The organism is Rudaea sp. (assembly GCF_057139185.1).
This window is the reverse complement of record NZ_DBNHDN010000014.1, coordinates 68,936-94,194: the sequence shown is the minus strand read 5'-3', so window position 1 is coordinate 94,194 and position 25,259 is coordinate 68,936. Positions and strand designations below refer to the sequence as shown.

The window sequence follows — 25,259 nt, the reverse complement described above, 5'->3', positions numbered from 1 at the left end:
CCGGCGCGCAGGCATCGATTCGGCTACGGCGAGGCAGCTTTCAGGTAGCGCGACGTGGCCGGACCGGTATCGATGTCGGCGCCGGGGATTGCGTGCAGTCTCGCCAGCGCGACGGCGACGGACTTCGCCGCGCCCGCGTTCGCGGTATCGGCTTCTGCTTCGCACAGGCTCGTCAAGAAGATCGCTTCCGCCTTGTTGATGTCCTTCGATTCGTTCACTTTCGCAAGTTCGGCGAGGGACAGAGCGATCGACGGCGCCGCTTCCGCGCAGCGATGCCGGCCGACGAGAAAGTCGGCCCAGGCCAGGTGCCAGTTGAAGCGGTCGATGCCATGCGTCGCCGAAATGTAGTCGCCCAGAGCGAGGCTCGCGCGGAAATCGGATTCCGCCGCGTCGGCGTCGCCTGCGACTTCTTCGGCAAAGCCCAGCGAGCGCAATGCGATCGCCAGGTTGGCCGACGCTCCGGCCCGCGCCGCCTGCAGCGCCACGGCCTTGCGCGCCCAGGTCACCGCTTCCGCACCACGCCCCTGCATGCACAGGACGGTCGCCAGATTCTGCGCTGCCGTCGAATCGGCGCCCTGGCCATTGTCCGCGCCGGTTCGGGAAAGCACGTCGCGCAGCAGGTGTTCGGCCTCGTCGTAGCGATGATCGTGCAACAGGACGGCCGCAAGGTTGTTCGTGATCGTCAGCGTGTCCGGATGGTTTTCGCCGAGCGTCTTGCGCGAGCGCAGCAGCAGTTCGCGATACGAAGCAACGGCGCCCGCGATGTCGCCGCGCTCGTACTGGAAACTCGCCAACATGTTGATCGCCTCGCTGATCTTCTGATGTTCCTGCGGCAGGCTGCGGCGGAAGATCGCGAGCGCGCGCTCGGCGAGGTCCAGCGCGCGTTGTGCCTGCTGGTCCCCGTCGCAGGCATCCGCCAGCGCGAGCATGCTGATCGCGGTCAGCGGGTGCTCCGCGCCGTAGATGCGCGCGCGAATCGCCTGCGCGCGTTCGAGCAATGCAACCGACCTGGGGTAGTCACCATCCTGATCCAGATGCACGCCGAGGTTCTGCAGCGATACGGCGGCCTCCGCGGAATCGGCCCCGAACCGCTTCTCGCGTATCGCCAGAGCGCGGCGATACGCCGCTTCCGCGTCCGGCCGCCGACCCAGGTCGTCGAGGTTGGTCGCGTAGTCGTCGAGGCGGCGTGCGTGCTCGGCGGAGTCTTCGCCGAAGCGCCGCGCGCTCGCGTCGAGCGCCTGCCGGTAGAGCGGATCGGCGGCGGCGAAATCGCCGCGATCCTGGAGCAACAAGGCGACATTGCCCAGGCTGGCGATGACCGCGGGATCGTCCGATGCCAGTTTTCCGCGGCGCGTTTGCAGCGCTTCGCGCAACAAGGGTTCGGCCCGGTCGTAATCGCCTTTGGCGAGCTGGATCATGCCGAGTTCGTCCGCGCTTTCCGCCGTGTCCACGGCAGTGCCGCCGGATTGTCCGCGGCGCAGGGCGAGAGCCTGCTCTTCCAACGGCGCGGCGCGGTCGTAGACCCCCAGCGCCGAATACGTGTGCGCGATCGTATGCAGCAGGCGTGCCCGCACGTCCGGCCCGATATCTGTCTGCGCGTTCAATTTTTCCGTACCCTGGTCGAGCAGATCCTGCGCGCTCGGCCTGGAACCCCGGGCCAGCTCGGGATCGGCACCGGCGAACAGGCCGGCGAGGAAGTTCGTCACTTCCTGCGCCTCGCGTGCCTCGTCCGCTTTCTGCCGTGCCTGCCACAACGCGAACACCGCGCTCGCGAACAGGAGCACGACCGCCGCGGCGGACGCAACCACGCCGGCGCGGTGCCGGCCGACGAACTTTCCTGCGCGATAAGCCGTATTGTCGCGCCGCGCGGAGATGGGAAGGCCGTGCAGATACCGATACAAATCCGATGCAAGCGCCTCGACCGTCACGTAGCGCCGTACCGGATCGCGATGCAGCGCCTTGAGCACGATCGTGTCCAGGTCGCCGCGCAGTGCTTTCGCCGGTACCGGCGCATCGTGCGCCGCGACGGTACTCGGCGCACGCGGCGCGGTCACCGCGAGCAACTTCTGCAGCTCGTCGAGCGTGGGCATATCGCCGACGTCGAACGCGCGCCGCCCGGCAAGCAGTTCGTACAGCACGCAGCCGAGGCCGTGCACGTCGGTCGCGACGGTGACCGGGTCGCCACGAATCTGCTCCGGCGCCGCGTACGCCGGGGTCAGCGGGCGATCACGCCACAATGCCGTCGCCGTGGCGTTGCCGCCCTGCCCGATCGCCTTGGCGATGCCGAAGTCGAGCAGCCTGGCCTCGCCCGCCGGCGTGATCAGGATGTTCGACGGCTTGATGTCGCGATGCACGACGAGCTGGCTGTGCGCGAATTGCACCGCGGCGCAGACCTCGAGGAACAGGGCGATGCGCTGGTCCAGCTTTGTGCCGTGGGTGCGGCACCAGTCCAACAGCGGCTCGCCCGCAACGTACTCCATCGCGAAGTACGGCCGGCCGTCGCCGGCGATGCCACCGTCGAGCAGGCGCGCGATATGCGGATGTTCGAGCCGCGCGAGGATCTGCCGCTCGCGCAGGAAGCGCGCGAGGATGGCCTCGCTGTCCATGCCGCGCTTGATCAGCTTGAGCGCCGCCTGCTGTTCGTACTGGCCGTCCGCGCGCTCGGCGAGCAGGACGACGCCCATGCCGCCGCGGCCGATCTCGCGCACGACGCGCCACGGACCGACGCGCCGTCCCGCGGTTTCGCTCTCGGCTTCGTCGTGCCAGGCGCGCGCCGCCGCGCCGCGCGCGGAGTCGATGCCGTCGTCGAATCCTGCGGCGGCGGCGTCCGCGCGCAGCAAGGCCCCAACCTCGGCGCGCAACGCGGCATCGGCGCCGCACAGTTCGTCGAGCAACGACTCCCGCCGTTCCGGCGGCGCATCGGCGACGCGATCGAACACCTCGCCGACCTGCCGCCAACGCTGCCCGCCCGTACTCATATCGCCGCGTCGACGAGGCCGAGACGCTGGATTAGGAAGGCGCGTGCACGCCGCCAGTCGCGAAACACCGTGCGCTCGGCCAGATTCTGCAGGCGCGCGATATCGGCGATTTCCAGACCCGAGAAAATGCGCCATTCGACGATGCGGCCGGCGCGCGGATCGAATTCGGCGAGGTCGTTCAGCGCCGCATCGAGCGCGACCAGATCGACGACCTCGTCCGCGCAACCGACCTCGCCGCTGAGCCCGGTGATGACGCAGCCGCCACCGCGCTTGAGCCGGGAGCGGCTGCGCGCGTGGTCGACCAGGATCTGGCGCATGGCGCGCGCCGCGAGCGACAGGAAATGCACGCGGTCCATGCCGCGCGCCGCGTCGCTCGCCGCGAGCTTCAGGTAGGCCTCGTGCACGAGCGCCGTCGTGTCGAGCGTCGATGCGCCGCCGCGACGCTGGCTGCGTGCGATGCGACGCAGTTCCTCGTAGACGATCGCGAACAGATCGTCGTCGGCAACGCCCGGATTCGACACGCTGGACTCGCTGCCCATGACAGAACCCTTTCGCTCCCGGCTTCGTTGCTCTCGCAAGCGACTGCACCACTATAGAATCCGCGACGCGCGGCAACAAGCACGCGCGTGCCGGCACGGCACGCCGCGCGGCCTCCGCGGGTTGCAATCGCGCGCGGCGCCGCCATCTTCCGCTATTCTTGCGCCCCCTGCCGCAGCGTGAACAGATCATGATTGCACCCGCCCACACATTCGATGCCACCGAAACGAACTTCGAAACCGACGTCATCCAGGCTTCGCTGAGCACGCCCGTGCTGGTGGATTTCTGGGCCGAATGGTGCGGCCCGTGCAAGTCGCTCGGGCCGATTCTCGAGAAGGTCGTCGACAGCTACGGCGGCAAGCTCAGGCTCGCCAAGGTCGATACCGACAAGGAGCAGCAGCTCGCCGCAGTGTTCGGCATCCGCAGCCTGCCGACGGTCGTTCTGGTCAAGGACGGGCAGATGGTCGATGGTTTCATGGGCGCGCTGCCGGAGTCGGGCGTGCGTGCATTCGTGGAAAAGCATCTCGGCAAGGCGCAGGCGGCCGCCGAGCCGGAACCCGCCGTAAGCGAAGTGCCGGCGAACGAAACGCCGCAGCAGGCCGTCGTGCGCCTGCGCGAGGAAATCGCGGCGAACGCGGACAAGCCCGAACTCAAGCTCGACCTCGCCGCGGCGCTCGCGGGCGCGGGCGAGGCCGACGCGGCGCAGGCGCAGCTCGATGCGCTGCCGCCGAACCTGGCAAGCGATGCGAAAGCCCGGCGCGTCACCGCGCAACTCGATTTGTCGCGCGCGCTGAAAGACGCGCCCGATGTCGCCGCGCTGCGCGCGCGCCTCGCGCAGGACCCCGCGGACCACGCGGCGCGCGACCTGCTCGGCGTGCGCTTGCTGCTCGGCGACGAGCCCGCGCAAGGCCTCGACGAGTTCCTCACCCTGCTGCGCAACGCGCGCGACTGGAACGAGGGACAGGCGAAGAAGCGTCTGATCGCTGCGTTCAACGTGCTCGATGACGAGGAACTGGTGGGCGCCTACCGGCGCAGAATGTCATCGCTGCTGTTCTGAGGAAACGACAGACGAGACAAGAGGCGGGTCAGGGCGCGGATCGGCGAAAGCCGAGCTGCAGCAACAATCCGATCACCACGAACAACGCCGCCGCGCTCAATGCCAGCGAGGCGTGGATGCCGATGCGTGCGCCGGCGATGCCCACGGTGACGCCACTGAACATGCGCATGCCCATCGCGAACATGCTGAACACGCCAATCGCCCGGCCGCGCATGTCCGGTGGCGCTTCGAGCTGCACCAACGTCTGCGCCATCGAGTTGAACGAGAGTTCGACGAAACCCGCGACAAACAACACCACCAGAGCGAGCGGGTAGCTCGAGGTCAGCGCGAAACTCGCCAGCGCGATGCACCAGATCATCGCCAGCACACAGGCCGTTTGCGCGCGCGGCGGCAGCAGGCCGCGGCTTTCGAGCACGAAGCCCGCGGTCAGCGCACCGGCTGCATCGGCGCCGAGCAGCATGCTGTAGAAGAAATCCGCCCGCTGCTGGCCGAAATCATGCGCGAATCCCGGCATCTGCGCCTGATAGGCGTTGCCGATGAACAGCGAAGCGCAACCGGCGAGTGCCGTCATCGCGAGGATGACGCGGTGGTGCGCGATCTCCTTCATCGCGCGCCAGATGTCGCCGAGGCTGCGCACCGCGCGCACTGCGGCCGTGGCACCGGCCGCGCGAAACTTCGGCCCGTACGGCGCGACGGCCAGCCAGAGGACGAACGGCAGGTACAGCAGCGCGTTGGCGAAGATGCCGAGGTTCGGGCCGAGCCAGAGCAGCAAGGCGCCGCCCACGCCGGGGCCCATCAGCATGCCGAGCTGGCGCGCGGTCGAGTTCAGGCGCACCGCGCTCTGCAAGTGCTCGCGTCCGACGATGTCGTGCAGCAGCAGCTGCGACGGCGGCCCCCAGAGCACGCCGGCCACGCCATGCGCGATCAGCAACGCGCAGGCATGCCAGACCTGCAACGTGCCGCTGACGAACAGCACGCCCCAGGTAGCCGACACGGCCATGAACAGCGCCATGCCGAGCTGGATCATGCGGCGCGGATCGAACTTGTCGGCCAGCGCCCCCGAGTACACCGAGAACAGCAGGAACGGCAGCCAATGCGAAACGACGGCAAAGCCGCCCAGCGCGGGCGAGTTGAACTTGCCGAACATCACCCAGTAGCTGATCACATGCTCGATGTTGTCGGCCATCATCGCCAACGCCGAGAGCAGGAAATAGGCACGGAAGCCGCGGTGACGCAAGGCAGCGAAGGCAACGTGGGAAGCGCTGCCGTAAGGTGCGGCGGTCATGGATGTCCTGTGGTCGAGGTCAAGCGAAAGCGCCTCGTGTATCGCGTTGCCGACGGCGCCGCGATCCGGCAATCCGCAGACGGTGGGCGCGTCGGTTGACGTGAACGCTTGCGGCGGCCACGTGTTCGTGGCGCGGGCGAATCATACGGGCGGCCAAGTCGGCGTGGCAAGGTCGCAAGGTCGATCTTGCTTCACGCAGCCGCCGGCGACGCGATCGCACGCGTGGGCGAGCAAATTTGCCTGCGGCACAAGCGTGCGACGCAGAGTCGCAAAAGCACCGCCGCGCCCCGCCATGGTTCCGGTTTCGGCCTTTGATCCCGGCAGGTATGCGCAACGCGCCAGTAATGCGAAAATGGCCGCCTCCGATGCGAGGCGATCCATGCAAGCCACTCCGATTCATCCTGCCAAGCCGCCCGTGGCGCCAACCGCGGCCAAAGCCGACGACGACAAGACGGTACCGCTGCGCATCAACGGCCGCGCCTACAGTTTCGACGGCGACGAGACAATGCCGCTGCTCTGGTATCTGCGCGACGTGCTGCGCCTGACCGGCACCAAGTTCGGCTGCGGCATCGGCGCCTGCGGTGCCTGCACGGTGCTCGTCGACGGCAAGGCGCAGCGCGCCTGCCTGACGCCGATGAAGGCGCTCGCCAAGCGCGAGGTGACGACGATCGAAGGTCTCGCCGGCAGCGAACTGCATCCGCTGCAGCAGGCCTGGGTCGAGATCGACGTGCCGCAGTGCGGCTACTGCCAGGCCGGGCAGATCATCGCCGCCGCCGATCTGCTCAAGCGCACGCCGAACCCGAACGACGACGAGATCGGCAAAATTTCCAACCTGTGCCGCTGCGGCACCTATCCGCGCATCCGCAAGGCGATCAAGCGCGCGGCGGAAATCACCAGGGAGCGCGCCGCGCGCGAAGGCAGCAAGTCGTGAGCAAAGATAGGACCATCGCCAATCCTTCGCGGCGCAGATTCCTCGTCGTCGGGGCCGCGGCGTCGGGCGCGCTGATCGTCGGTTGGCGCACGGTGCAGGCGCAACAGGCGTTGCCTTACCTCGGCGCACGCTTCGAGCCGGTCTCGCTCGGCGTTTTCGTGCGTATCGAGAAGGATGGCGAGGTGATCATCGGCGCGCGTGGTTGCGAAATCGGCCAGGGCGTGAAAACCTCGCTGCCGATGCTGATCGCCGAAGAACTCGACATCGACTGGACCCGCGTGCGCGTCGAGCAGTTGCCCTACGGCTACATCGACACCGACAAGGGCCCGTCCGACAAGTACGGCGACCAGGGTGCCGGCGGCAGCACCAGCATTCCGACCGCGTGGAAAGATCTGCGCCAGGCCGGCGCCGCCGCACGTTGGCTGCTGCTCGTCGCCGCGTCGGCGAAGCTCGACATTCCCGCGGGACAGTTGCGCACGGAGTCGGGCAGCGTCATCGCACCGGACGGCACGAGAACTCTTTACGGCGACCTTGTCGATGCCGCCTCCAAGCTCGATCCGCCGACCGAACCGCGCACGTTGAAGAAACCGGAAGAGTTCAAGGTCGTCGGCAAGCCGGCGCCGACGGTCGACGCGCGCGAAATTGTCACCGGTCAGACGCAGTACGGCATCGATGCGTATCTCGCCGAAACGCTGATCGCAGTCGTCGCACGCTCGCCGTGGATCGATGGCGAAATCACCAGCCTCGACGATGCGGAAGCGCGCAGGGTGCCCGGGGTTAAGGACATCGTGCGCATCACCGGCCCCAAGCCCGGCGATGCCATCGACGGCGCGCTCGCCGACGGCGTGGCCGTGCTCGCGACGAGCACATGGGCTGCGCTCAAGGGCCGCGAGAAACTCAAGATCGAGTGGAAGCCCGGCGCGTTTGCCGAGGAATCGACCGAGTCCCTGCGCAGACAGGCGGACGAACTGCTCAAGCCCGCGAATGCGGACAAGGCCGTCGCCGTGCGCCGCGACGGCGACGTCGACAAGGCGCGCAAGGCCGCGCGCAAGACGATCGAGGCGCGCTACGGCGTGCCGTTCCTCGCGCACGCGACGATGGAGCCGCCGGCCGCACTGATCCATGTCGAGAAGGACAAGGTCCTGCTGATCGCTTCGCTGCAGGACCCGAACGGCGCTTCCGAAGTCATCAACGCAGTCACTGGCATCGCACGCAGCAAGATCGAGATCCGCATGCCGCGCGCGGGCGGCGGTTTCGGCCGACGTCTGAAGAACGACTACATCGCCGAGGCCGCGCTGATCGCCAGGCAGGCCGACAAGCCAGTCAAGCTGCTGTGGACGCGCGAAGACGATATCCGCCACGACTTCTACCGCCCATTCTGCGTGTTCCAGATGGCGGCGAGCCTCGACCGCAAGAACGAAGTCAGCGCCTGGTCCGCGCATTGCGCGGCGACGCCACGCAACCATCGCGACAGGGGGATGAAGGAACGCCCGCTGTGGAATGGCACGCTCGCGCCCGACGATTTTCCTGCGGGCCTCGTGCCCAACTTCGACCTGTCGCTGCTGCCGCTGGAATCGGGCCAGCCGCGCGGCTGGTGGCGCGCGCCGGTGAGCAACGCAACCGCATTTGCCGTGCAGAGCTTCATCGACGAGATCGCCGTCGCGCTGAAGCAGGACCCGCTCGCGCTGCGCCTGAAACTGCTCGGCGAGCCGCGCGAGCTGCCCTACCACGGCCACGGCGGCCCGGTGTTCGACACCGGCCGCATGGCAGCCGTGCTCAATGCCGCGGCGGAAAGGATCGGCTGGAAGCGCAAGCCGGAGAGAGACCGCGGCCTCGGCATCGCCGGCCACTTCACCTTCGGCGGCTATGCCGCGCACGCGTTCGAAGTCTCGGCAATCGACGGCAACGTAGTCGTCCATCGTGCGGTCTGCGCAATCGACGTCGGCCATGTGGTCAATCCGCTCGGTCTCGAGGCGCAGATGATCGGCGGCACGATCGACGGCCTGTCGACCGCGCTCAACCTGGGCATCACGCTGAAGGATGGAAAAGTACAACAATCCAATTTTGGCGATTATCCACTTTTGCGCATGGCTCAGGCGCCGATCGACGTCGAAGTGGTCATCATCGATTCGGGCAAGGAACCGTCCGGCGCCGGCGAGATGGGGCTGCCCAGCGCGCTGCCCGCGTTGACCAACGCGATCTACGCCGCGACGCGGGTTCGCATCCGCGAGCTGCCGATCGGCGATCAGTTGCGCAAAATTCTGTAGGCGCGCGCTCCGTTTCCCGTCCGGTGCGAATGTGATGTTCCCGGAGCTGGCGACTCCGGCCTCCGCCGGCTCGCCCCCCCGCTCCGTCCATCTCGCCGCGCGAAAGAGCGGAGTGGCTATTTCTCGTCCAGCACCGTAGCCGGTTTCCATTTTTCCTCCGGCGGCTCGTAGGGTTTCGGCGGAACATCCACGCAACCACCACCAGCCATGACGATCATGAAAGCCGCCTTGCACTTGACCTTGCCCAGAGGCGTGTTGAATTCCTTTTCGACGCTGAGGTTCTTGTCGACAAACTCGGCCGTCTTGCGCAATGCTGCGCCGAGCAGATTTTCGCTCTCCGGTGCCTTCCATGCGCCGGCGAAATGGTTGGGACGGATCTTCACCGGCCGCTTCAGCGTCATCAGCGGCGACGGCTGCGTCGATCCGGGAATGAAACGCGACGGCGGTGCGGCGTCGAACTGGTCTGCGACTTCAGCGGGAATGTCGATGCTGCCGTCAATGTTGAAGATGTGCGGCGGTGCGGTCGGCTCGACCGACGCAGCGGAGGTGACGACAGGCGGATGTCGCGCGGCTGGCGCGCGCTGAGTCGCCACGGCAGCCGATGTCAGTGGAGGCGGCCGTACCGACGGCGGTTCCGGCAACACGGGTTCCGCAGGCGCTGCATCGAGCAGACGCACTTCGATGCGATTTTCATCCAGTGTCGGATGCGGTTGCATCAGCAGGTAAAGACCCCCCGCCGCTAGCAAGTGCAGGAGAATGGCTGTGGCGGTGGCGAGCACGTGCAGCGAACGCGGTCCGCTCCCTTCTCGCATGCGCGCGTGCGAGAGGGCGCGCGCGCGGATGCCTTCACTGCGATCGTCCGTGAGATCTCCTTCGGATGGCAGCATGCCAGGTGCGCCTGTGGCTGAACTCATGGACCGCAAAGAGCAAATCGGTCGCGCGACCTTATCGCGTCCGACCTAAATCGGGACGGAACGCGCAGCCGTCATAGCAACAGCAAGGACGAAACATTCCGGCGGAACCGAAGGGTTCGCCAGCCTCGTCGTCCGTCTACCGCGGCGTACGCGGCTCACGCGCCTTCGGCGGCGGCCGGCGATAGAACGCATCGTCGCAATCCTGACCGATCATCGTCAGATTCTCGATCGTCGAGTCGGACGAATAGGCCGCATCGATATCGACCTGCGACTCGCGTTGCGCCGGGACTTCCCAGGACCGCGACGTCGCGAATGCGAGCAGGCGCGTAACTCGCGCCGCCTTGGCCGCACGCTCGTTTATCGTCGGCCCGGACGATTCGACCAGCGTGCCGCGCGCGCAGCGCAACACGTTGTGGCCGCGCGCCAGCAACTCGCGCGCGCGCTCGATGCCCTCCTCGTGTGGCGTCCGCGGGGGGGCCGGGGGCAAACGTACCGAACCGTCGGAATTGAACAAGCGAGCGGACGAAATCGCGGCGGGCGGGGCCTCCCGCGCGGCCGGTGCGTTCGTCATCTCCGGCGGCGTCGACGTCATCGCGGGCATCGCCGGCTCAATCGGCGCGCGTACTACGGCATTCGCCTGCACCGGCGGTTCCGGCAGGCTCGGCTCCGGCGCCGCGGCGTCGAGCAAGCGGACTTCGATACGGCCTTCATCGGGCATCGGATGTGGCCGCATCAGCAGGTACAGGCACAGCACCGCAATCAGGTGAAGGAGAATTGCAGCGGAGATCGCTGCAATGCGCAACGGACTCGACCCGCGCACTCCGCGCATGCGCACATGCGCGAGGGCGCGCGCACGAATGCCATCACTCCAGTCGTCCACGGCCCGCCTTTCGGATTGCAGCATGTCGGGCATACCTGTGACTGGGCTCATCTGCGGGAAAGCGGCAAATCGGTCCGCGACCTTATCGCGACCGGCCTAAATCAACGCTGAGCGCGACTTGCCGTTACGTGGAGCCGGCCGACTCTTGAGTTCCGGAAAACCCTGCCCCACCTCGCATGACTCCGGATTTCCGACAGGACGAAACTCCATGGCTCTGTTCACGCCTCTCACGATCGGCGACGCCACGCTGCGCAACCGCATCGCCATCTCGCCGATGTGCGAATACTCGGCCATCGACGGGGTTCCGAACGACTGGCATCTCGTCCATCTCGGCAGCCGCGCCGTCGGCGGCGCCGGGCTGGTTTTCACCGAAGCCTCCGCGATCTCGCCCGAGGGGCGCATTTCGGCGGCCGACACCGGCATATGGAACGAAGCGCAGCAGGCGGCCTGGGCGCGCATCGTGCGATTCATCCAGACGCAAGGCGCCGCCGCCGGCATCCAGCTCGCCCATGCCGGACGCAAGGCGTCCACCGACCTGCCGTGGCGCGGCGGCAAGCCGCTGGTTGGCGTGAGCGGCGCGTGGACGCCGCTGGCGCCGAGCGCGATCGCGTTCGATGCCAACTACGCCGTGCCGACCGCGCTCGACGAGGCCGGACTGCGCAAGGTCGTCGCCGATTTCGCTGCCGCGGCCACGCGCGCGCGCGACGCCGGATTCGACGTCGTCGAAATCCACGCGGCCCACGGCTACCTGTTGCACGAATTCCTGTCGCCGCTGTCGAACCGGCGCACCGATGCCTACGGCGGCCCGCTGGAGAACCGCGCACGCCTGCTGCGCGAAGTCGTCGCCGCCGTGCGCGGCGTGTGGCCGCAGCCGCGGCCGCTGTTCGTGCGCGTCTCGGCCACCGACTGGGCCGACGGCGGCTGGGACATCGACGAATGCGTCGAACTCGCGCGCTGGCTCAAGGCCGACGGCACCAATCTGATTGACACATCTTCGGGCGGTAACCTCGCGCACGTGAGAATTCCCGTGGGACCGGGATTCCAGGTGCCGTTCGCGGCACGCATCCGCCGCGAGGCGGGCATCGCCACCGGCGCGGTCGGGCTGATCACGACGCCATCGCAGGCAGAGCAGATCATCGAACGCGGCGACGCCGATCTCGTCCTCATCGCGCGCGAGTCGCTGCGCGACCCCTACTTCCCGCGCCGTGCCGCGGCGGAGCTGGGCGCGAGCATCCCGGCACCCGAGCAATATCTGCGCGCCTGGTAGAAACGCAGGCGCCATTGCCGCGGCAAGGTCCTGCGGCGGCGCCCCTTGACCGGCGCGGACAAAAGGAGAAACCTGACGCCCCGGCTCGACGCCGGCACATCGAGGAGGAGCGTCGTGGCATACACCACCGAAGGCATCCGAAACATCGCGCTCGTCGGCCACTCCGCCGCGGGCAAGACCACGCTGTTCGAAGCCCTGCTGCACGCGGGCGGCGCGATCCAGAGTCCCGGCACGATAGAGCGCGGCACCACGGTTTCCGACCACGATCCGCTCGAAAAACAACGACAACATTCGCTCAACGCGAGCATCGCCTCGATCACGATCACCGATCAGAGCCGCGGCGACTGCCACATCAATCTCCTCGACACACCCGGCTCACAGGATTTCCGCGGGCCGACCCTGACCGCGCTCGCTGCGGTCGAGACCTGCGCCGTCGTCGTCAACGCGCACGCCGGCATCGAGTACGGCACGCAGCGCATGATGCACCACGCCAGACAGCGCGGCCTCGCGCGCATGATCGTGGTCAACAAGATCGACGGCGGCAACCCGCGTGCGCTGGTGGAACAGTTGCGCGAGACCTTCGGCCCGGAATGCCTGCCGATCAACCTGCCGGCGCAGGGCGGAAAAGCGGTGGTCGACTGCTTCTTCAAACCCGACGGCGTCGCCGACTTCGACAGTGTCGCCGCCGCGCACCAACGCATCATCGACCAGGTCGTCGAGATCAACGAGACGGTGATGGGCCACTATCTCGACGCCGGCGAGGAATCGCTCAGCGGCGCCGAACTGCACGACGCGTTCGAGCAGTGCCTGCGCGAGGGCCATCTGGTTCCGATCTGCTTCGTCTCCGCACGCACGGGCGCGGGCGTGCGCGAGCTGCTGCGTATCATCGAACGACTGCTGCCCAATCCGCTCGAAGGCAACCCGCCACCATTCGTCAAGGGTACCGGCGCGACCGCGACGCCGATCGAAGCGAAACCCGATCCTGCAGCGCATGTGATCGCCGACGTGTTCAAGATCATCAACGATCCGTTCGTCGGCAAGCTCAGCGTGTTCCGCGTCTATCAGGGCACGATCAAGAAGGATTCGCAGCTGTTCATCGACGACGGCAAAAAACCGTTCAAGGTCGGCCATCTGTTCAAGCTTCGCGGCAAGGACTACGTCGAGATCGAGCAGGCGATTCCGGGCGACATCGCCGCGGTTGCCAAGGTCGAGGAGATCCATTTCGACGCGGTGTTGCACGACTCGCACGACGAGGACCAGATCCATCTCACCCCGCTCGCGTTCCCGCAGCCGATGTTCGGCCTCGCGGTCGAGCCCGCGCACAAGGGCCACGAACAGAAGCTCGCCGCGTCACTGCACAAGCTCGCCGAGGAAGATCCTTGTTTCCGCTACGAGCACAACAAGGAATTGAACGAGTCGGTGATCCGCGGTCTTTCCGACCTGCACCTGCGTTTGATGATCGAACGCCTGAAGGAGCGCTACGGCGTCGAGGTGAAGACGCGACCGCCACGCATCGCCTACCGCGAGACCGTCGGCGTCAAGGCCGAAGGCCACCACCGGCACAAGAAACAGACCGGCGGCGCGGGGCAGTTCGGCGAAGTCTACCTGCGCATCGAACCGCTGCCGCGCGGCACGGGCTTCGAGTTCGTCGACGAAGTGAAAGGCGGCACGATCCCCGGCCAGTTCCTGCCCGCCGTGGAAAAAGGCGTGCGCCAGGTGCTCGAGCACGGCGCCGTCGCCGGCTACCAGATGCAGGACCTGCGCGTCATCGTCTACGACGGCAAGTACCACACCGTCGATTCGAAGGAAGTCGCCTTCGTCGCCGCGGGCAAGAAGGCGTTCCTCGACGCGGTCGCCAAGGCGCAGCCGCAGGTGCTCGAACCGATCGTCAACCTCGAGGTGTTCGTGCCCGATGCGCACGTCGGCGACGTCACCGGCGGCCTCGCCGGCAAGCGCGCGCAGATCAGCGGCACCGATACGCTGGGCAGCGGCGAACTCGTCATCCGCGCGCTGGCGCCGCTCGCCGAAGTCGCCGACTACCAGACCGAACTGAAATCGATGACCGGCGGCAAGGGTCGCTACGCGATCGAATTCAGTCACTACGACCCGGTGCCGGCACAGGTGCAGAAGAAGCTGATCGAGGCGTACAAGCCGAAGGTGGAGGAAGATTGAGCACCCGTCGAGCACGAAAGTCGTAGGATACGGTGGGTAACGCGACCCGTATCCATTGCGAACGACGCGGCTCACTGCGACCGCATCCTTCTGCGGCGCTACCCCAGAATCGCGTTCAACGTCGCCGCCAGATCGCGGTGGCGAAACGCAAAACCTTGCGCCTGCGCGCGCACCGGCAATACGCGCTGGCCGGTCAGCAACAGGTCGGCCATCTCGCCAAGCATCGCACGCAGCGCAAACGCGGGCATCGGCAGCAACGCCGGGCGATGCAGGGCGGCGCCGAGCATGCGCGTGAAGTCGGCATTGATCGCCGGTTGGGGCGCGGTCGCGTTGTAGGCGCCCTGCGCGGCGGCGGTATCGATCAACCAGCGGATCAAATCGACAAGGTCGCTGCGCGCGATCCAGCTCATCCACTGCCGGCCATCGCCGAGGCGGCCGCCGACACCGAGGCGGAATGGCAGCAGCATCTTCGCCAGCGCGCCGCCACCGGTGTCGAGCACGACGCCGGTACGGATGCGGCAGACGCGCACGCCGAGCGCACCCGCCTTTTCCGCCTCGGCTTCCCAGTCGCGGCAGAGCCGCGCCGCGAAATCCTCGCCGGGCCTCGCCTCCTCGTCGAGTTCCTCATCGCCGCACGCACCGTACCAGCCGATGGCCGAGCCGGAGACGAGTGCGCGCGGCTTGTTCGATTGCGCTGCCATCCATTCGATGAGCGCGCGCGTGGTACCGATGCGCGAAGCGCGGATAGCCTGCTTGCGCGTCTCGGTCCAACGCCGCTCGGCCAGGTTTTCGCCGGCGAGATTGACCACGGCATCGACTTCGCCCGCCTCGCCCAGCCGTTCGATCAGCGCGACCTGCTCCGGCAGGCGCGACCGGGCGCGCTGCGCGTTGCGCGTCAGCACGACCACGTCTGCATCGTCGGCGACCAGCGAGCGGCACAGCGCGCTGCCGATGAAGCCACTGCCGCCGGTGATCAGGATGCGCATGCGTTTGCTCCCGCCCGCCACATCTATTGTGTCAGTCTACGCCCTTGCGGCAAGCTTGCAGCCTGCCGAGAGTCCAGACATGATCGATCCGACCGCCCAGAATGCCGCCGAAATTGCCCCCTTCCCCGCCTTGAACGAGATCGAGGCGCGCATTCTCGGCAGCCTGATCGAAAAGGCCGCGATCACGCCCGACGTGTATCCGCTCACGGTCAACGCGATCGCGCAGGCATGCAACCAGAAGACCAGCCGCGAGCCGGTGATGCATCTGCAAACGGGTGAAGTCGGCCATGCCTTGCGCGAGATGGAGGCGAAGGGCCTGGTCAAAGCAGATCCGTTCGCGCAGCGCGTGGCGCGCTATGCGCATTGCTTCGACGCGGTCTACGCCGTGATGCCGCGCCAACGTGCGTTGCTCTGTGTGATGCTGCTGCGCGGCCCGCAGACGCTCGGCGAACTGCTGACCCGCTGCGAGCGGCTCGCCGATTTTCCCGACCTCGCCGACGTGCGCGATTCGCTGGATCGCCTGCTCGCACGCGCGCCCGCCCTGGTCGTGCGCATTGCGCGCAGCAGCGGCCAGCGTGAGGATCGCTACATGCACCTGCTCGGCGGCCCGGTCGACATCGAAGCCTATGCCACGGCAGCGGTCGCCGCGCAAGCCGCAACCACGATCGACGGCGATCTGGTCGAGCGCGTGGCCCGGCTCGAAGCCGAAGTCGCCACGCTCAAGGAGCAGCTCGCGCTGCTGACCGGTTGATCGCGAAGCGCATGGCCTCGACCCCGATTCCCGAACGGCCCGTCATCGGCATCGTCGGCAGCGCCGGCGCGTTCGGGCGCTGGCTGCGGCAGTTCTTCGAACAACGCATGGGCCTTGCGGTGATCGGCCGCGATCCGAACGGCGACGAGGCCTTGTCGCCACTCGACCTGATCGAACGCGCCGACGTGCTGATCTTCTCCGCCCCGATCCGCGCGACGGCAGCACTGATCGCGGAATACACCGCGCTCGCCGCAGGCCGCGAGCGCGGCAAGCTCTGGCTCGACTTGACCTCGATCAAGGCCGCGCCGGTCGCCGCGATGCTGCGCTCGCAGGCGGAAGTCGCCGGCCTGCATCCGATGACCGCGCCGCCGAAGACGCCGACACTCAAGGGCCGCGTGCTCGTCGTCTGCGCGGCGCGCATCGACGCGTGGCGCGCGTGGCTGGAGCAATTCCTCGCCGCCACCGAAGCCGACTGCGTGAGCGCGCAGCCCGAGCTGCACGACCGCATCATGGCCGTCGTGCAAGGCATGACCCACGCCACGCACATGGCGCAAGCGGCGACGCTACGCGAACTTGCACCGGCCCTCGGTGGCCTCGATGCGATCCATCCGTTCCGCACGATAGGCTACGAACTCGACGGCGTGGTCACGCGGCGCATGCTCGCGAGCAATCCGGCGATCTACGAGGACATCCAGTTCGAGAACGCGCACATCGGCGCGATGCTCGAACGCCTCGCGGCGCATATCGATTTCCTGCGCGACCGCGTGCGCGAGGGCGGCGATGCGGCGCGCGCGGCCATGCGCGAAAGGCTGCTCGTGCAGCCGCGCGAGTTCCACGGCGGCAAGCTGCTCGCCGAGGGCAGCTACGGTTTCGAGCGGCTCGGCTACCTGCTGTCGGACCTCGTCTCGCCTGCGCACATCAGCGTGTTCCTGCCGCTGGACCAACCTGGCTCGCTGCGCGCGCTATTGCAGGTGTTCGAGACGCACGCGATCAACCTCGACTCGATCCACTCCTCGCGCACGCCCGAGGGCGAGCTGCATTTCCGCATCGGCTACGATCCGGCCAGCGATGCGGGGAAAGTGCAGGCCGCGATCGTGGCGATAAACGAGCGCGGTATCGGCCGCGTGCTGATATAGAGATAGTGTCTTGACGCAGATAAAAGCGGATAACAACGGATAAGAGCGGATCAAGAAATTTTCATGAATCCGCTTTTATCAGCTCTCAATCGGCTTTTATCCGCGTTTAGATCGCTTTGGATTTCGCCGCCGCGACGATTCGCGGCGGCGCAGATGCAGACGTCAGTGGCCCGCGCCCGCGGCTAGCTGGTCGAGATCAATGCCCTGCTTTTTCAGGATCGCCGTGCTGCGCCAGGCGTAGAACGCAAGGTAGGCAAAGCAGGCGACGCCGACGATGTAGCTTGCGTGGATACCGATCGCCTCGGACACGAAGCCCTGGAACCAGCTGACGAAGCCGCCGCCGCAAATCATCATGATCAGGAAGCTCGAACCTTCGTTCGTGTTCTTGCCGAGGCCGGCGATCGCGAGTGCGAAAATGCACGGCCACATGACGCTGCAGAACAAACCCGCGGCAGTGAACGCGAACACCGACACCATGCCGCTGCTTGCCATGCCGATGACCAGCGAAAGAATTCCGCCCGCAGCGAAGTTGAACAGCATGCGCGCCGGATTGCCGCGGGCCAGCAGGCCGGCGACGATCATCGCGACAATGACGCCGGCGTAGACGAGGAACAGGCGCACGTCGTGTTGCGCGATCGTGTTGACGATCAGGAATACGCCGAACGCGAGATACGGCAGCACGAAAGTCAGAATTTTCTTCGCCGACGCACTCACATCGAACGCACCGGCGGCACCCGACCAGCGGCCGATCATCAGACTCGCCCAGTACAGCGACACGAACGGCGCAATGTGCGCGGTTTGCATGCCCAAGCCCTGCTCGAGATAGGCCGGCAGGTTCGCTACCGTGGAAACCTCGACGCCGACGTAGACGAAGATCGCAATCATGCCGAGCACGAGCTGTGGATACTTGAACGCAGCGAACATGGAGTTGCTGTGGATCAGCTTGGTGCTGTCCCCGGCTTCGTCGGCGGCGACGTGTTCGAGGTCGATCTTGTTCGGCACCGGCGAGAAATACAGAAACAATGCGACGAGGATGAACACGATGCCGAGCACGAGATACGGCGTCTTCACGTTCTCGATGCTGGCCTCGGTGCCGCCTGCGGCGACCGCGCCGAAGATCGCGATGCTGACGATCAGCGGGCCGATCGTCGTGCCGAGGTTGTTGACGCCGCCGGCCATGGTCAGGCGCTGCGCGCCGGTGCTCGGATCGCCCATGACGATCGCGAGCGGATTGGCCGCGATCTGCTGCAGCGAGAAGCCGAGGCCGACCACGAACAGGCCCGAGATCATCAGCGTGAACGAGCCGAGATTCGCCGCTGGATAGAACAGCAGCGTGCCGAGCGCCGAGATCACCAGGCCCACGCAGATGCCGTTCTTGTAGCCGATGCGGTTGAGTACATCGGCACCGGTGGCCTTGGAAACGAGGAAATAGATGATCGAGCCTACCGTGTAGGCGACGTAGAACGCCACCGAAACGAGCTGGCTTTGCGCCTGGCTCAGGCTGAACGCCTTCTTGAACACCGGGATGAGGATGTCGTTGCTCGCCGCGACGAATCCCCAGAAGAAGAATACGGTGATCAGGGCGCCAAACTGCGACCACCGGGTTTGTTGTGTCGTCATGAAAATATCCGCCGTAATGAGAATTGCCCGGCATGCCGGGGCGTGCGCGGATTGCGGGCCACAAGACGTCTCCGGCGTGCCCGGCGGATGACGCCGCTGGGCTATCGTGCTTCGGGGCGGGCGGCGATTCTTGTGTGGCGATCGCCTGCCGGGGTGCGCCGTTGCGCGAATACAACCATCTTGCCGCCCACGAATCCCTCCCTCGTGGAACTTGCGGACTCTAACATCCGTCGGCGCCGCTGCAAACGTTTACCTCCCGTCGGCGGCAATCCCGCGCTGGCGGCGGGTTCAGCGTTTGGGCTTGAGCAAGGTGCCGGTGCAGTTCTTCGCCCCGCAACGGCAGGCCCAGATCGCCTTGAGGCGCGCGGTATGGCGCTCCTCGAGCTTGATGCCGTAATCATAGGTCAGCTCCTCGCCGGCCTTGATCGCGCGCCGGGTCTCGATGACGACCTTGTCGCGACGCTTGTCGCCGCCATCGTCCTCTACCATCCACGCCTCGCAGTTCGGCGCACAGCTGTGGTTGAGCCAGCGCGCGTCGTTGCCGCCATCGCCGCCGTCGATCAGGTACTTCTCGTTGAGCGTGAACAGGAAGGTGTGGCCCGAATCGCTGTCGTTCGCGTACGTCTTGTTCGCCTGCGCGTGGGTCAGCAGGCGTCCCTTGTACTCGATGACGCGCACGCCCTTGGCGAGGTCCTGCGCGGCGAACACGCCGTTGCCGTGGATCGGGGAAGAACGGCGGACAAAACGTTTGGCCATGCGACGACTCGATGTTCGCGAAAAAGGGAAGCGCGAATGATAGCGCGATCGCTGCATTCGCGCGCCGGTTCGCGCCGGCGAATTGCCGCTGCGCGGCCCTGCGCTTATCATCTGCTGCGTCACTCCAACAGGCGCGTCCGCGCAAGGAACACCATGCTGCCCAAGTCCCGGCTCACCTCGTTCTGCATCGTCGCGATCGGACTGCTGCTCGCATTCGCCGCCGCGACCGGAGCGGACGCTCGCGGCAAGGGCAAGCACGCCAACTCCGGCGAGGGTCGGCCCGGTCGTTTCGACTACTACGTCGTCTCGCTGTCGTGGTCACCGAGCTATTGCGCGGTACATCCCGGCGAGACACAGCAATGCGGCAAGGGCTACGGCTTCGTCCTGCACGGCCTGTGGCCGCAGTACCGCAGCGGCGGCTGGCCGCAGAACTGCTCGACCAGCCGCGAACCCGATGAAGCCACGGTCACGCAGATGCTGCCGATCATGCCGAGCCGGCACCTGGTCGAGCACGAATGGCAGACCCACGGCGCTTGTTCCGGCCTGGACCCGAAGGGTTATTTCGCCTTGGCCGAAGACGCGTTCTCGCGCGTGACGATCCCGCAGGCGCTGAAGACGCCGGCCACGTCACCATCGCTGAGCGCCGACGATGTGGCCAAGGCCTTCATCGACGTCAATCCCGGCCTGGAAGACAACATGATCAGCGTCCAGTGCAAGGACGGCGGCACGCTCGAGGAAGTGCGCATCTGCGTGGACAAGGACAATCTTTCGGTGAAGTCCTGCGGCGGGCGCGTGCGCAATTCCTGTCGTGCGGGGAAGTTGACGATACCGGCGGTACGCTGACGTCGTTTTGCTCGTCATTCCGGCAGGGACTGCCGGAATCCGACATATTCGCACATGCCGGCAAAGCCGGCATTCCATTTATCTTTTTTTATCTCTCTGACCGCATCCATTCGCCTTTCCGCTCGTATCCCGCGCGCGGGTCACTTTCTCGTCAGCAGCGACGAGAAAGTAACCACTGCGCCGCAGGAGCGGCGCGAACGGCGGAGCCGGCCGCGAAGCGGCGAAGGGCAGGATGCCCGGAGTCAAGAAACGCCGCCCCGGATGCCGCGCCCTCCGCGCTTCGCGCTCCGGGTGCGCAAGGTCATGCCGGGGTTCGTTGACTGAACTTCCCTGTCCAGGCAACGAACTCGCGCGCAGCGTGCGCGCGATCCTGCGGACATTTCACGGCATGCCCTCGCCGCGGCAAACGGGGCCCCGAAGATCGAAAGCCGGATCAAAAGCGAGGTTGCGTGAGCCTCAGGCCCCAATGGTCTTGTCAACCACCGCCTGCGCCTCGGCGAGCAGGCGTTTCAGATGCGCCTCGTCGATGAAGCTTTCGGCGTAGATCTTGTAGATGTCTTCGGTGCCCGAGGGGCGTGCGGCGAACCAGCCGTTCGCTGCGATCACCTTGATGCCGCCGATGCGGCCGCCATTGCCGGGGGCACGGTCGAGCACGTGTTCGACCTTCTCGCCGGCCAGTTCGCTGATCTCGATTTTGTCGGGCGTGAGCTGGGCGAGCTTCTTCTTCTGCGCCGCGTTGGCGCGCGCGTCGACGCGGTTCGACAGCGGCTCACCGTATTTCTGCGTCAGATCGCGGTAACACTCGCCGGGGTCGCGCCCGCTGCGCGCGGTGATCTCGGCGGAAAGCAGCGCCGCGGCGATGCCGTCCTTGTCGGTGGTCCACACGCTGCCGTCGATGCGGCTGAAGGTGGCGCCGGCGCTTTCCTCGCCGCCGAAGCCGAGCGAGCCGTCGAGCAGCCCGGCGACGAACCACTTCAGGCCGACCGGGGTTTCGTAGAGGCGGCGTCCGAGGCCGTTGGCGACGCGGTCGATCATTGCGCTCGACACGACCGTCTTGCCGACACCCGCGTCGGCGCGCCAGCGCGGGCGATGACGAAACAGGTAGTCGATCATCACGCTGAGGTAATGGTTGGATGGCATCAACCCCGAGCTGCGCGCGACGATGCCGTGGCGGTCGTGGTCGGTGTCGCAGGCGAAGGCGACGTCGTACTTGTCCCTGAGGCGGATCAGGTGCTGCATCGCGAACTTCGACGACGGATCCATGCGGATGCGGCCGTCCCAGTCCAGGGTCATGAAGCGGAAGGTCGGATCGACCGTTTCGTTGACGATGTCGAGATCGAAGCGGTACGTGTCCGCGATGCGCCGCCAGTAGTGCACGCCGGCGCCGCCGAGCGGATCGACGCCGAGCTTCAAGCCGGCGCCGCGAATCGCGTCGAAGTCGATCGCGTTGCCGAGGTCGGCGACGTAGGCGCCTAGGAAATCGTGCGCGTGCGTGCTCGCCGCGGCGCGCGCGCGCGCGTACGGCATGCGTTTCCCTTCGGCAAGACCGCCCTCGATGAGGCGGTTCGCCTCCTGTTCGATCCAGCCGGTCACCTCGGTGTCCGCCGGGCCGCCGTTCGGCGGGTTGTACTTGAATCCCCCGTCCTCGGGCGGATTGTGCGAGGGCGTGACGACGATGCCGTCGGCAAGGCCGCGCGTGCGGCCGCGATTGTGGACGAGGATCGCGTGCGACACGGCCGGCGTCGGCGTGTATTCGCCGCCCGCCGAGATCATCGTCTCGACGCCGTTCGCGGCGAGCACCTCGAGCGCGCTCGCAAACGCCGGTTCGGACAGCGCATGCGTGTCGATGCCGAGGAACAGCGGGCCATCGATGCCCCTGGCTTTGCGATACGTGCATACGGCTTGGGTGACGGCGAGGATATGCGTCTCGTTGAAGCTCGCGCGCAGCGAGGAGCCACGATGCCCGGAGGTGCCGAAGGCGACGCGCTGGGTCGGCTCGGCCGGATCCGGGATCAGCCCGAAATACGCGGTAACGAGGCGTGGAATGTTTTCGAGCAGGGATGCCGGCGGAAGTTGGCCTGGAACGGCGGTCATTTGGGCTTCGTCCTTCAATTCCGTCATTCCAGCGAAAGCCGGAATGACCGGCAAAAGTTAGGCGGCAGCGAGCGCCGCGCTCTTCGTCGCGATGCGCCGCATCAGTTCGTTCCAGGAATCGACGAAGGCCTTGGCGCCGTCGACCTGCAGCTTCGTGGCGAGGGCATCGACGTCGACTCCGGCGCGCGCGTATTGGGCGAGCAGCGCTTCGGCGTCGCCGCCATCCGCGGCCATCGCCGCGCCGACCTTGCCGTCCTTCGCGAACGCGAGCAGGGTTTTCTCCGGCATCGTGTCGACCGTACCTGGCGCAGCGAGTGCCTCGACGTAGAAGTTCGCCGAGAGTTTCGGATCCTTGGTGCCCGTGCTGGCCCAGAGCAGGCGCTGCGCATGCGCGCCTTGCGCCGCGAGTTTCTTCCAGCGATCCGAGGCAAGCAGATCGAGATAGGCGCGGTAGGTAAGCGCGCTTGTCGCAGTGCCGAGCCGGTTGTGCAGTTCGGCCGGCACCTCGGCGCCGAGCGCGCGGTCCCAGCGGCTGACGAACACCGAGGCCACCGATTCGACGACCGCATCGAGGCCTGCGGCGAGGCGCCGCTCGATGCCGCGCAGGTAGGCTTCGGCCGCGGCGAGATACTGCTCACGCGAGAACAGCAGGGTGACGTTGACCGGCACACCTTTGAGGATCGCTTCCTCGATCGCCGGAATGCCTTCGGGCGTGCCCGGAATCTTGACGAACAGGTTGCGTCGCTGCGCGGCCGCGAAAATATCCTTCGCGGCCGCGATCGTGCCGGCGGTGTCGGCAGCGAGCAGCGGCGAGACTTCCATCGATACCCAGCCGTCGACGCCGCCGGTCTTCGCGTGAATCGGTGCGAACAGGTCGGCCGCGCGACGCAGGTCTTCCAGCGCGATGTCGATGAACAGTGCCTCGCCGGCCTTGCCGGCCTTCGCCTTCGCACGAATCGCGGCGTCATAGTAGCCGCTGCCGATCGCCTCGTTGAAGATCGTCGGATTCGAGGTCAGACCGGTCACCGACAGCTCGGCGATGTGGCGCTGCAAGGTGCCGTTGTCGAGGATCTCGCGCGTGATGTTGTCGAGCCAGAGGCTCTGGCCGAGATCGTGGAGTTGTTGTGTCGCTTTCATCCGGTGTCTCGCACTTCTATGCAGAAATTTTAACGCAGATAACAGCCGATCAAGACGGATCAGAGCGGATGGATCACGACGAGAAACATCTTCATCCGCTTATATCCATCTGGATCCGCTCTGATCTGCGTTGAACACTATTTCAAGTCTTCACGCGATAGCACGGCACGTAGGCCGTGCCCGGCAGCTTCATGCGCTGCTGCTCGACGAAACTCGTGAGCATCTTGTCGAGCGCGCGCATGATCTCGGGATCGCCGTCGATCACGAACGGGCCGTGCTCGGCGATCGCGCGCGTGCCCTCCTCCTTGACGTTGCCGGCGACGATACCGGAGAACGCGCGACGCAGATCGGCCGCAAGCAGGTGCTTGGGCTGCTCGCGATGCAGGTTGAGCGCGGCCATGTCCGCATGGGTCGGCCGGAACGGCTGCTGGAACGGCAGCTCGATGTGCAGACCCCAGTTGAAGAAGAATGCATCCTGGCTCTCGATGCGGTATTCGCGCACCTTGTCGATGCCGCGCGCGATCTGCTTGGCGGTTTCCAGCGGATTGTCGATGACGATGCGGTACCGTTGCGCGACGTCGTCGCCGAGCGCGAGACGCAGGAACGCATCGATCTGCTCGAAATACGCGGCCGACTCCCTGGGCCCGGCGAACACGAGCGGGAACGGCAGGTTCGCGTTCTGCGGATGCAGGAGAATGCCGAGCAGATAGAGGATTTCCTCGGCCGTGCCGACGCCGCCCGGAAACACGATGATGCCGTGGCCGAGGCGCACGAACGCCTCGAGGCGCTTCTCGATGTCCGGCATGATCACCAGTTCATTGACGATCGGGTTCGGCGATTCCGAGGCGATGATGCCCGGCTCGGTGATGCCGATGTAGCGCTTGCGGCGCAGACGCTGCTTGTCGTGCGCGATCGTCGCACCCTTCATCGGCCCCTTCATCGCGCCCGGGCCGCAGCCGGTGCAGATGTCGAGTCCGCGCAGGCCGAGGTCGTAGCCGACCATCTTCGTGTACTTGTACTCGGTGCGGTTGATCGAATGGCCGCCCCAGCAGACGACGAGATTCGGATCGGTGTTCGAGCGCAGCACGCGCGCGTTGCGCAGGATCTCGAACACGGCGTGGGTGATGCCATACGAGTCGCCGAGACGGAAGCGCCCCGCATCCATCTGCGTCGCGACGTAGGCGATGTCGCGCACGACCGCGAACAGCAGCTCGTTGATGCCACGGATGATCCTGCCTTCGACGAAGGCGCGCGCCGGCGCGTTCTTGAGTTCGAGCTTGACGCCGCGATCCTGTTGCAGCACCTGGATGTCGAAGTCGGGATAGCGCTCGAAGATGCTGCGCGGGTCGTCGCCGATCTGCTCCCCCGACACGAGCACCGCCAGCGCGCAACGCTGCAGCAGGGTATGCAGCCCCCCCTGGCTGGCGTCGCGCAGGCGCGTGACCTCGTCGCGCGAAAGTACGTCCATGCCCGCGACCGGGGAAATGCGCGCGTTTACCGTGAGCTGTGCCATCGTGTTTTTTCCTAGAACTGAACTTTACGCCCGCGCGACCGGCGAGGCGATCGAACCGTCGCGAAACGGCGGAGCGACTTCGTAGTATCTGGGCGTGCGCGGCGACGCGCAAGTTTCGCCAATGAAAAAGGCCGG

The 25,259-nt window shown here is 66.5% G+C and carries 19 protein-coding genes; 8 read left to right on the top strand and 11 right to left on the bottom strand.

Annotation, left to right across the window (positions count from 1 at the left end; translation table 11 throughout):
* Positions 1-23 precede the first annotated feature (23 nt).
* Both AC16HO_RS05705 and AC16HO_RS05700 read right to left on the bottom strand, forming a co-directional pair.
* Positions 24-2,978 carry a serine/threonine-protein kinase gene (locus AC16HO_RS05705; protein WP_395642944.1) on the bottom strand — a complete coding sequence of 985 codons (2,955 nt, stop codon included), beginning with the start codon at positions 2,976-2,978 and terminating at the stop codon, positions 24-26.
* Positions 2,975-3,517: an ECF-type sigma factor gene (locus AC16HO_RS05700; RefSeq protein WP_395642945.1), complete on the bottom strand. Its 543-nt coding sequence runs from the start codon at positions 3,515-3,517 to the stop codon at positions 2,975-2,977. Before AC16HO_RS05700 ends, AC16HO_RS05705 begins: the two co-directional genes overlap by 4 nt.
* A 188-nt stretch (positions 3,518-3,705) precedes the next feature.
* Between AC16HO_RS05700 and trxA the strand changes: the two genes are divergently transcribed.
* Positions 3,706-4,572: a thioredoxin gene (gene trxA, locus AC16HO_RS05695; protein ID WP_395642946.1), complete on the top strand. Its 867-nt coding sequence runs from the start codon at positions 3,706-3,708 to the stop codon at positions 4,570-4,572.
* A 28-nt stretch (positions 4,573-4,600) separates the two neighbouring features.
* Here trxA and AC16HO_RS05690 read toward each other — a convergent pair whose 3' ends face one another.
* Positions 4,601-5,857 (bottom strand): MFS transporter, encoded by a 1,257-nt coding sequence (locus AC16HO_RS05690; protein ID WP_395642947.1) that lies wholly within the window; start codon positions 5,855-5,857, stop codon positions 4,601-4,603.
* Positions 5,858-6,236: 379 nt separating this feature from the next.
* Here AC16HO_RS05690 and AC16HO_RS05685 point away from each other — a divergent pair, with 379 nt between their 5' ends.
* Positions 6,237-6,788, top strand: a complete 552-nt coding sequence (locus AC16HO_RS05685) for a (2Fe-2S)-binding protein (protein ID WP_395642948.1) — start codon at positions 6,237-6,239, stop codon at positions 6,786-6,788.
* The gene (locus AC16HO_RS05680; protein WP_395642949.1) at positions 6,785-9,055 is read left to right on the top strand and encodes a xanthine dehydrogenase family protein molybdopterin-binding subunit; all 2,271 of its coding nucleotides are present in this window, start codon (positions 6,785-6,787) and stop codon (positions 9,053-9,055) included. Before AC16HO_RS05685 ends, AC16HO_RS05680 begins: the two co-directional genes overlap by 4 nt.
* A gap of 116 nt (positions 9,056-9,171) precedes the next feature.
* Here AC16HO_RS05680 and AC16HO_RS05675 read toward each other — a convergent pair whose 3' ends face one another.
* Both AC16HO_RS05675 and AC16HO_RS05670 read right to left on the bottom strand, forming a co-directional pair.
* On the bottom strand, positions 9,172-9,942 hold the full coding sequence (locus AC16HO_RS05675; protein ID WP_395642950.1) for a hypothetical protein: 771 nt from the start codon (positions 9,940-9,942) through the stop codon (positions 9,172-9,174).
* 163 nt (positions 9,943-10,105) lie between these two features.
* On the bottom strand, positions 10,106-10,873 hold the full coding sequence (locus AC16HO_RS05670; protein ID WP_395642951.1) for a hypothetical protein: 768 nt from the start codon (positions 10,871-10,873) through the stop codon (positions 10,106-10,108).
* Positions 10,874-11,057: 184 nt separating this feature from the next.
* Here AC16HO_RS05670 and AC16HO_RS05665 point away from each other — a divergent pair, with 184 nt between their 5' ends.
* Together AC16HO_RS05665 and fusA are read left to right on the top strand one after the other, a co-directional pair.
* Entirely contained in the window at positions 11,058-12,116 is a 1,059-nt protein-coding gene (locus AC16HO_RS05665) for an NADH:flavin oxidoreductase/NADH oxidase (RefSeq protein WP_395642952.1), read from the top strand.
* Between the two features lie 114 nt (positions 12,117-12,230).
* Entirely contained in the window at positions 12,231-14,288 is a 2,058-nt protein-coding gene (fusA, locus tag AC16HO_RS05660) for an elongation factor G (RefSeq protein ID WP_395642953.1), read from the top strand.
* A gap of 98 nt (positions 14,289-14,386) precedes the next feature.
* Here the strand turns inward: fusA and AC16HO_RS05655 are convergent, their stop codons facing one another.
* Positions 14,387-15,274 carry a TIGR01777 family oxidoreductase gene (locus tag AC16HO_RS05655; RefSeq protein WP_395642954.1) on the bottom strand — a complete coding sequence of 296 codons (888 nt, stop codon included), beginning with the start codon at positions 15,272-15,274 and terminating at the stop codon, positions 14,387-14,389.
* A gap of 79 nt (positions 15,275-15,353) precedes the next feature.
* Here AC16HO_RS05655 and AC16HO_RS05650 point away from each other — a divergent pair, with 79 nt between their 5' ends.
* Both AC16HO_RS05650 and AC16HO_RS05645 read left to right on the top strand, forming a co-directional pair.
* Positions 15,354-16,025, top strand: coding sequence for a YceH family protein (locus AC16HO_RS05650; protein ID WP_395642955.1), 672 nt, complete (start codon positions 15,354-15,356; stop codon positions 16,023-16,025).
* 11 nt (positions 16,026-16,036) lie between these two features.
* Positions 16,037-17,161, top strand: coding sequence for a prephenate dehydrogenase (locus AC16HO_RS05645; protein ID WP_395642956.1), 1,125 nt, complete (start codon positions 16,037-16,039; stop codon positions 17,159-17,161).
* Positions 17,162-17,323: 162 nt separating this feature from the next.
* Here AC16HO_RS05645 and AC16HO_RS05640 read toward each other — a convergent pair whose 3' ends face one another.
* The gene (locus AC16HO_RS05640) at positions 17,324-18,781 is read right to left on the bottom strand and encodes an MFS transporter (protein WP_395642957.1); all 1,458 of its coding nucleotides are present in this window, start codon (positions 18,779-18,781) and stop codon (positions 17,324-17,326) included.
* 288 nt (positions 18,782-19,069) lie between these two features.
* Positions 19,070-19,537 carry an SET domain-containing protein gene (locus AC16HO_RS05635; RefSeq protein WP_395642958.1) on the bottom strand — a complete coding sequence of 156 codons (468 nt, stop codon included), beginning with the start codon at positions 19,535-19,537 and terminating at the stop codon, positions 19,070-19,072.
* Positions 19,538-19,690: 153 nt separating this feature from the next.
* On the opposite strand from AC16HO_RS05635, the gene AC16HO_RS05630 reads away from it, so the two are divergent.
* Positions 19,691-20,380, top strand: coding sequence for a ribonuclease T2 family protein (locus AC16HO_RS05630; RefSeq protein WP_395642959.1), 690 nt, complete (start codon positions 19,691-19,693; stop codon positions 20,378-20,380).
* A gap of 456 nt (positions 20,381-20,836) precedes the next feature.
* Here the strand turns inward: AC16HO_RS05630 and pgm are convergent, their stop codons facing one another.
* From pgm to ppnN, 3 genes are all read right to left on the bottom strand, one after another.
* On the bottom strand, positions 20,837-22,474 hold the full coding sequence (gene pgm, locus AC16HO_RS05625) for a phosphoglucomutase (alpha-D-glucose-1,6-bisphosphate-dependent) (RefSeq protein WP_395642960.1): 1,638 nt from the start codon (positions 22,472-22,474) through the stop codon (positions 20,837-20,839).
* Positions 22,475-22,531: 57 nt separating this feature from the next.
* Positions 22,532-23,611, bottom strand: a complete 1,080-nt coding sequence (tal, locus tag AC16HO_RS05620) for a transaldolase (protein WP_395642961.1) — start codon at positions 23,609-23,611, stop codon at positions 22,532-22,534.
* A gap of 142 nt (positions 23,612-23,753) precedes the next feature.
* Positions 23,754-25,124, bottom strand: a complete 1,371-nt coding sequence (ppnN, locus tag AC16HO_RS05615; protein WP_395642962.1) for a nucleotide 5'-monophosphate nucleosidase PpnN — start codon at positions 25,122-25,124, stop codon at positions 23,754-23,756.
* Between the last annotated feature and the right edge of the window lie 135 nt (positions 25,125-25,259).

What these genes read in the sequence shown, in the direction of transcription:
- AC16HO_RS05705 (WP_395642944.1), bottom strand. Translation starts at nt 2,978, where the DNA reads ATGAGTACGGGCGGGCAGCGTTGGCGGCAGGTCGGCGAGGTGTTCGAT.
- AC16HO_RS05700 (WP_395642945.1), bottom strand. Translation starts at nt 3,517, where the DNA reads ATGGGCAGCGAGTCCAGCGTGTCGAATCCGGGCGTTGCCGACGACGAT.
- trxA (WP_395642946.1), top strand. Translation starts at nt 3,706, where the DNA reads ATGATTGCACCCGCCCACACATTCGATGCCACCGAAACGAACTTCGAA.
- AC16HO_RS05690 (WP_395642947.1), bottom strand. Translation starts at nt 5,857, where the DNA reads ATGACCGCCGCACCTTACGGCAGCGCTTCCCACGTTGCCTTCGCTGCC.
- AC16HO_RS05685 (WP_395642948.1), top strand. Translation starts at nt 6,237, where the DNA reads ATGCAAGCCACTCCGATTCATCCTGCCAAGCCGCCCGTGGCGCCAACC.
- AC16HO_RS05675 (WP_395642950.1), bottom strand. Translation starts at nt 9,942, where the DNA reads ATGCTGCCATCCGAAGGAGATCTCACGGACGATCGCAGTGAAGGCATC.
- AC16HO_RS05670 (WP_395642951.1), bottom strand. Translation starts at nt 10,873, where the DNA reads ATGCTGCAATCCGAAAGGCGGGCCGTGGACGACTGGAGTGATGGCATT.
- AC16HO_RS05665 (WP_395642952.1), top strand. Translation starts at nt 11,058, where the DNA reads ATGGCTCTGTTCACGCCTCTCACGATCGGCGACGCCACGCTGCGCAAC.
- AC16HO_RS05655 (WP_395642954.1), bottom strand. Translation starts at nt 15,274, where the DNA reads ATGCGCATCCTGATCACCGGCGGCAGTGGCTTCATCGGCAGCGCGCTG.
- AC16HO_RS05650 (WP_395642955.1), top strand. Translation starts at nt 15,354, where the DNA reads ATGATCGATCCGACCGCCCAGAATGCCGCCGAAATTGCCCCCTTCCCC.
- AC16HO_RS05645 (WP_395642956.1), top strand. Translation starts at nt 16,037, where the DNA reads ATGGCCTCGACCCCGATTCCCGAACGGCCCGTCATCGGCATCGTCGGC.
- AC16HO_RS05640 (WP_395642957.1), bottom strand. Translation starts at nt 18,781, where the DNA reads ATGACGACACAACAAACCCGGTGGTCGCAGTTTGGCGCCCTGATCACC.
- AC16HO_RS05635 (WP_395642958.1), bottom strand. Translation starts at nt 19,537, where the DNA reads ATGGCCAAACGTTTTGTCCGCCGTTCTTCCCCGATCCACGGCAACGGC.
- AC16HO_RS05630 (WP_395642959.1), top strand. Translation starts at nt 19,691, where the DNA reads ATGCTGCCCAAGTCCCGGCTCACCTCGTTCTGCATCGTCGCGATCGGA.
- pgm (WP_395642960.1), bottom strand. Translation starts at nt 22,474, where the DNA reads ATGACCGCCGTTCCAGGCCAACTTCCGCCGGCATCCCTGCTCGAAAAC.
- tal (WP_395642961.1), bottom strand. Translation starts at nt 23,611, where the DNA reads ATGAAAGCGACACAACAACTCCACGATCTCGGCCAGAGCCTCTGGCTC.
- ppnN (WP_395642962.1), bottom strand. Translation starts at nt 25,124, where the DNA reads ATGGCACAGCTCACGGTAAACGCGCGCATTTCCCCGGTCGCGGGCATG.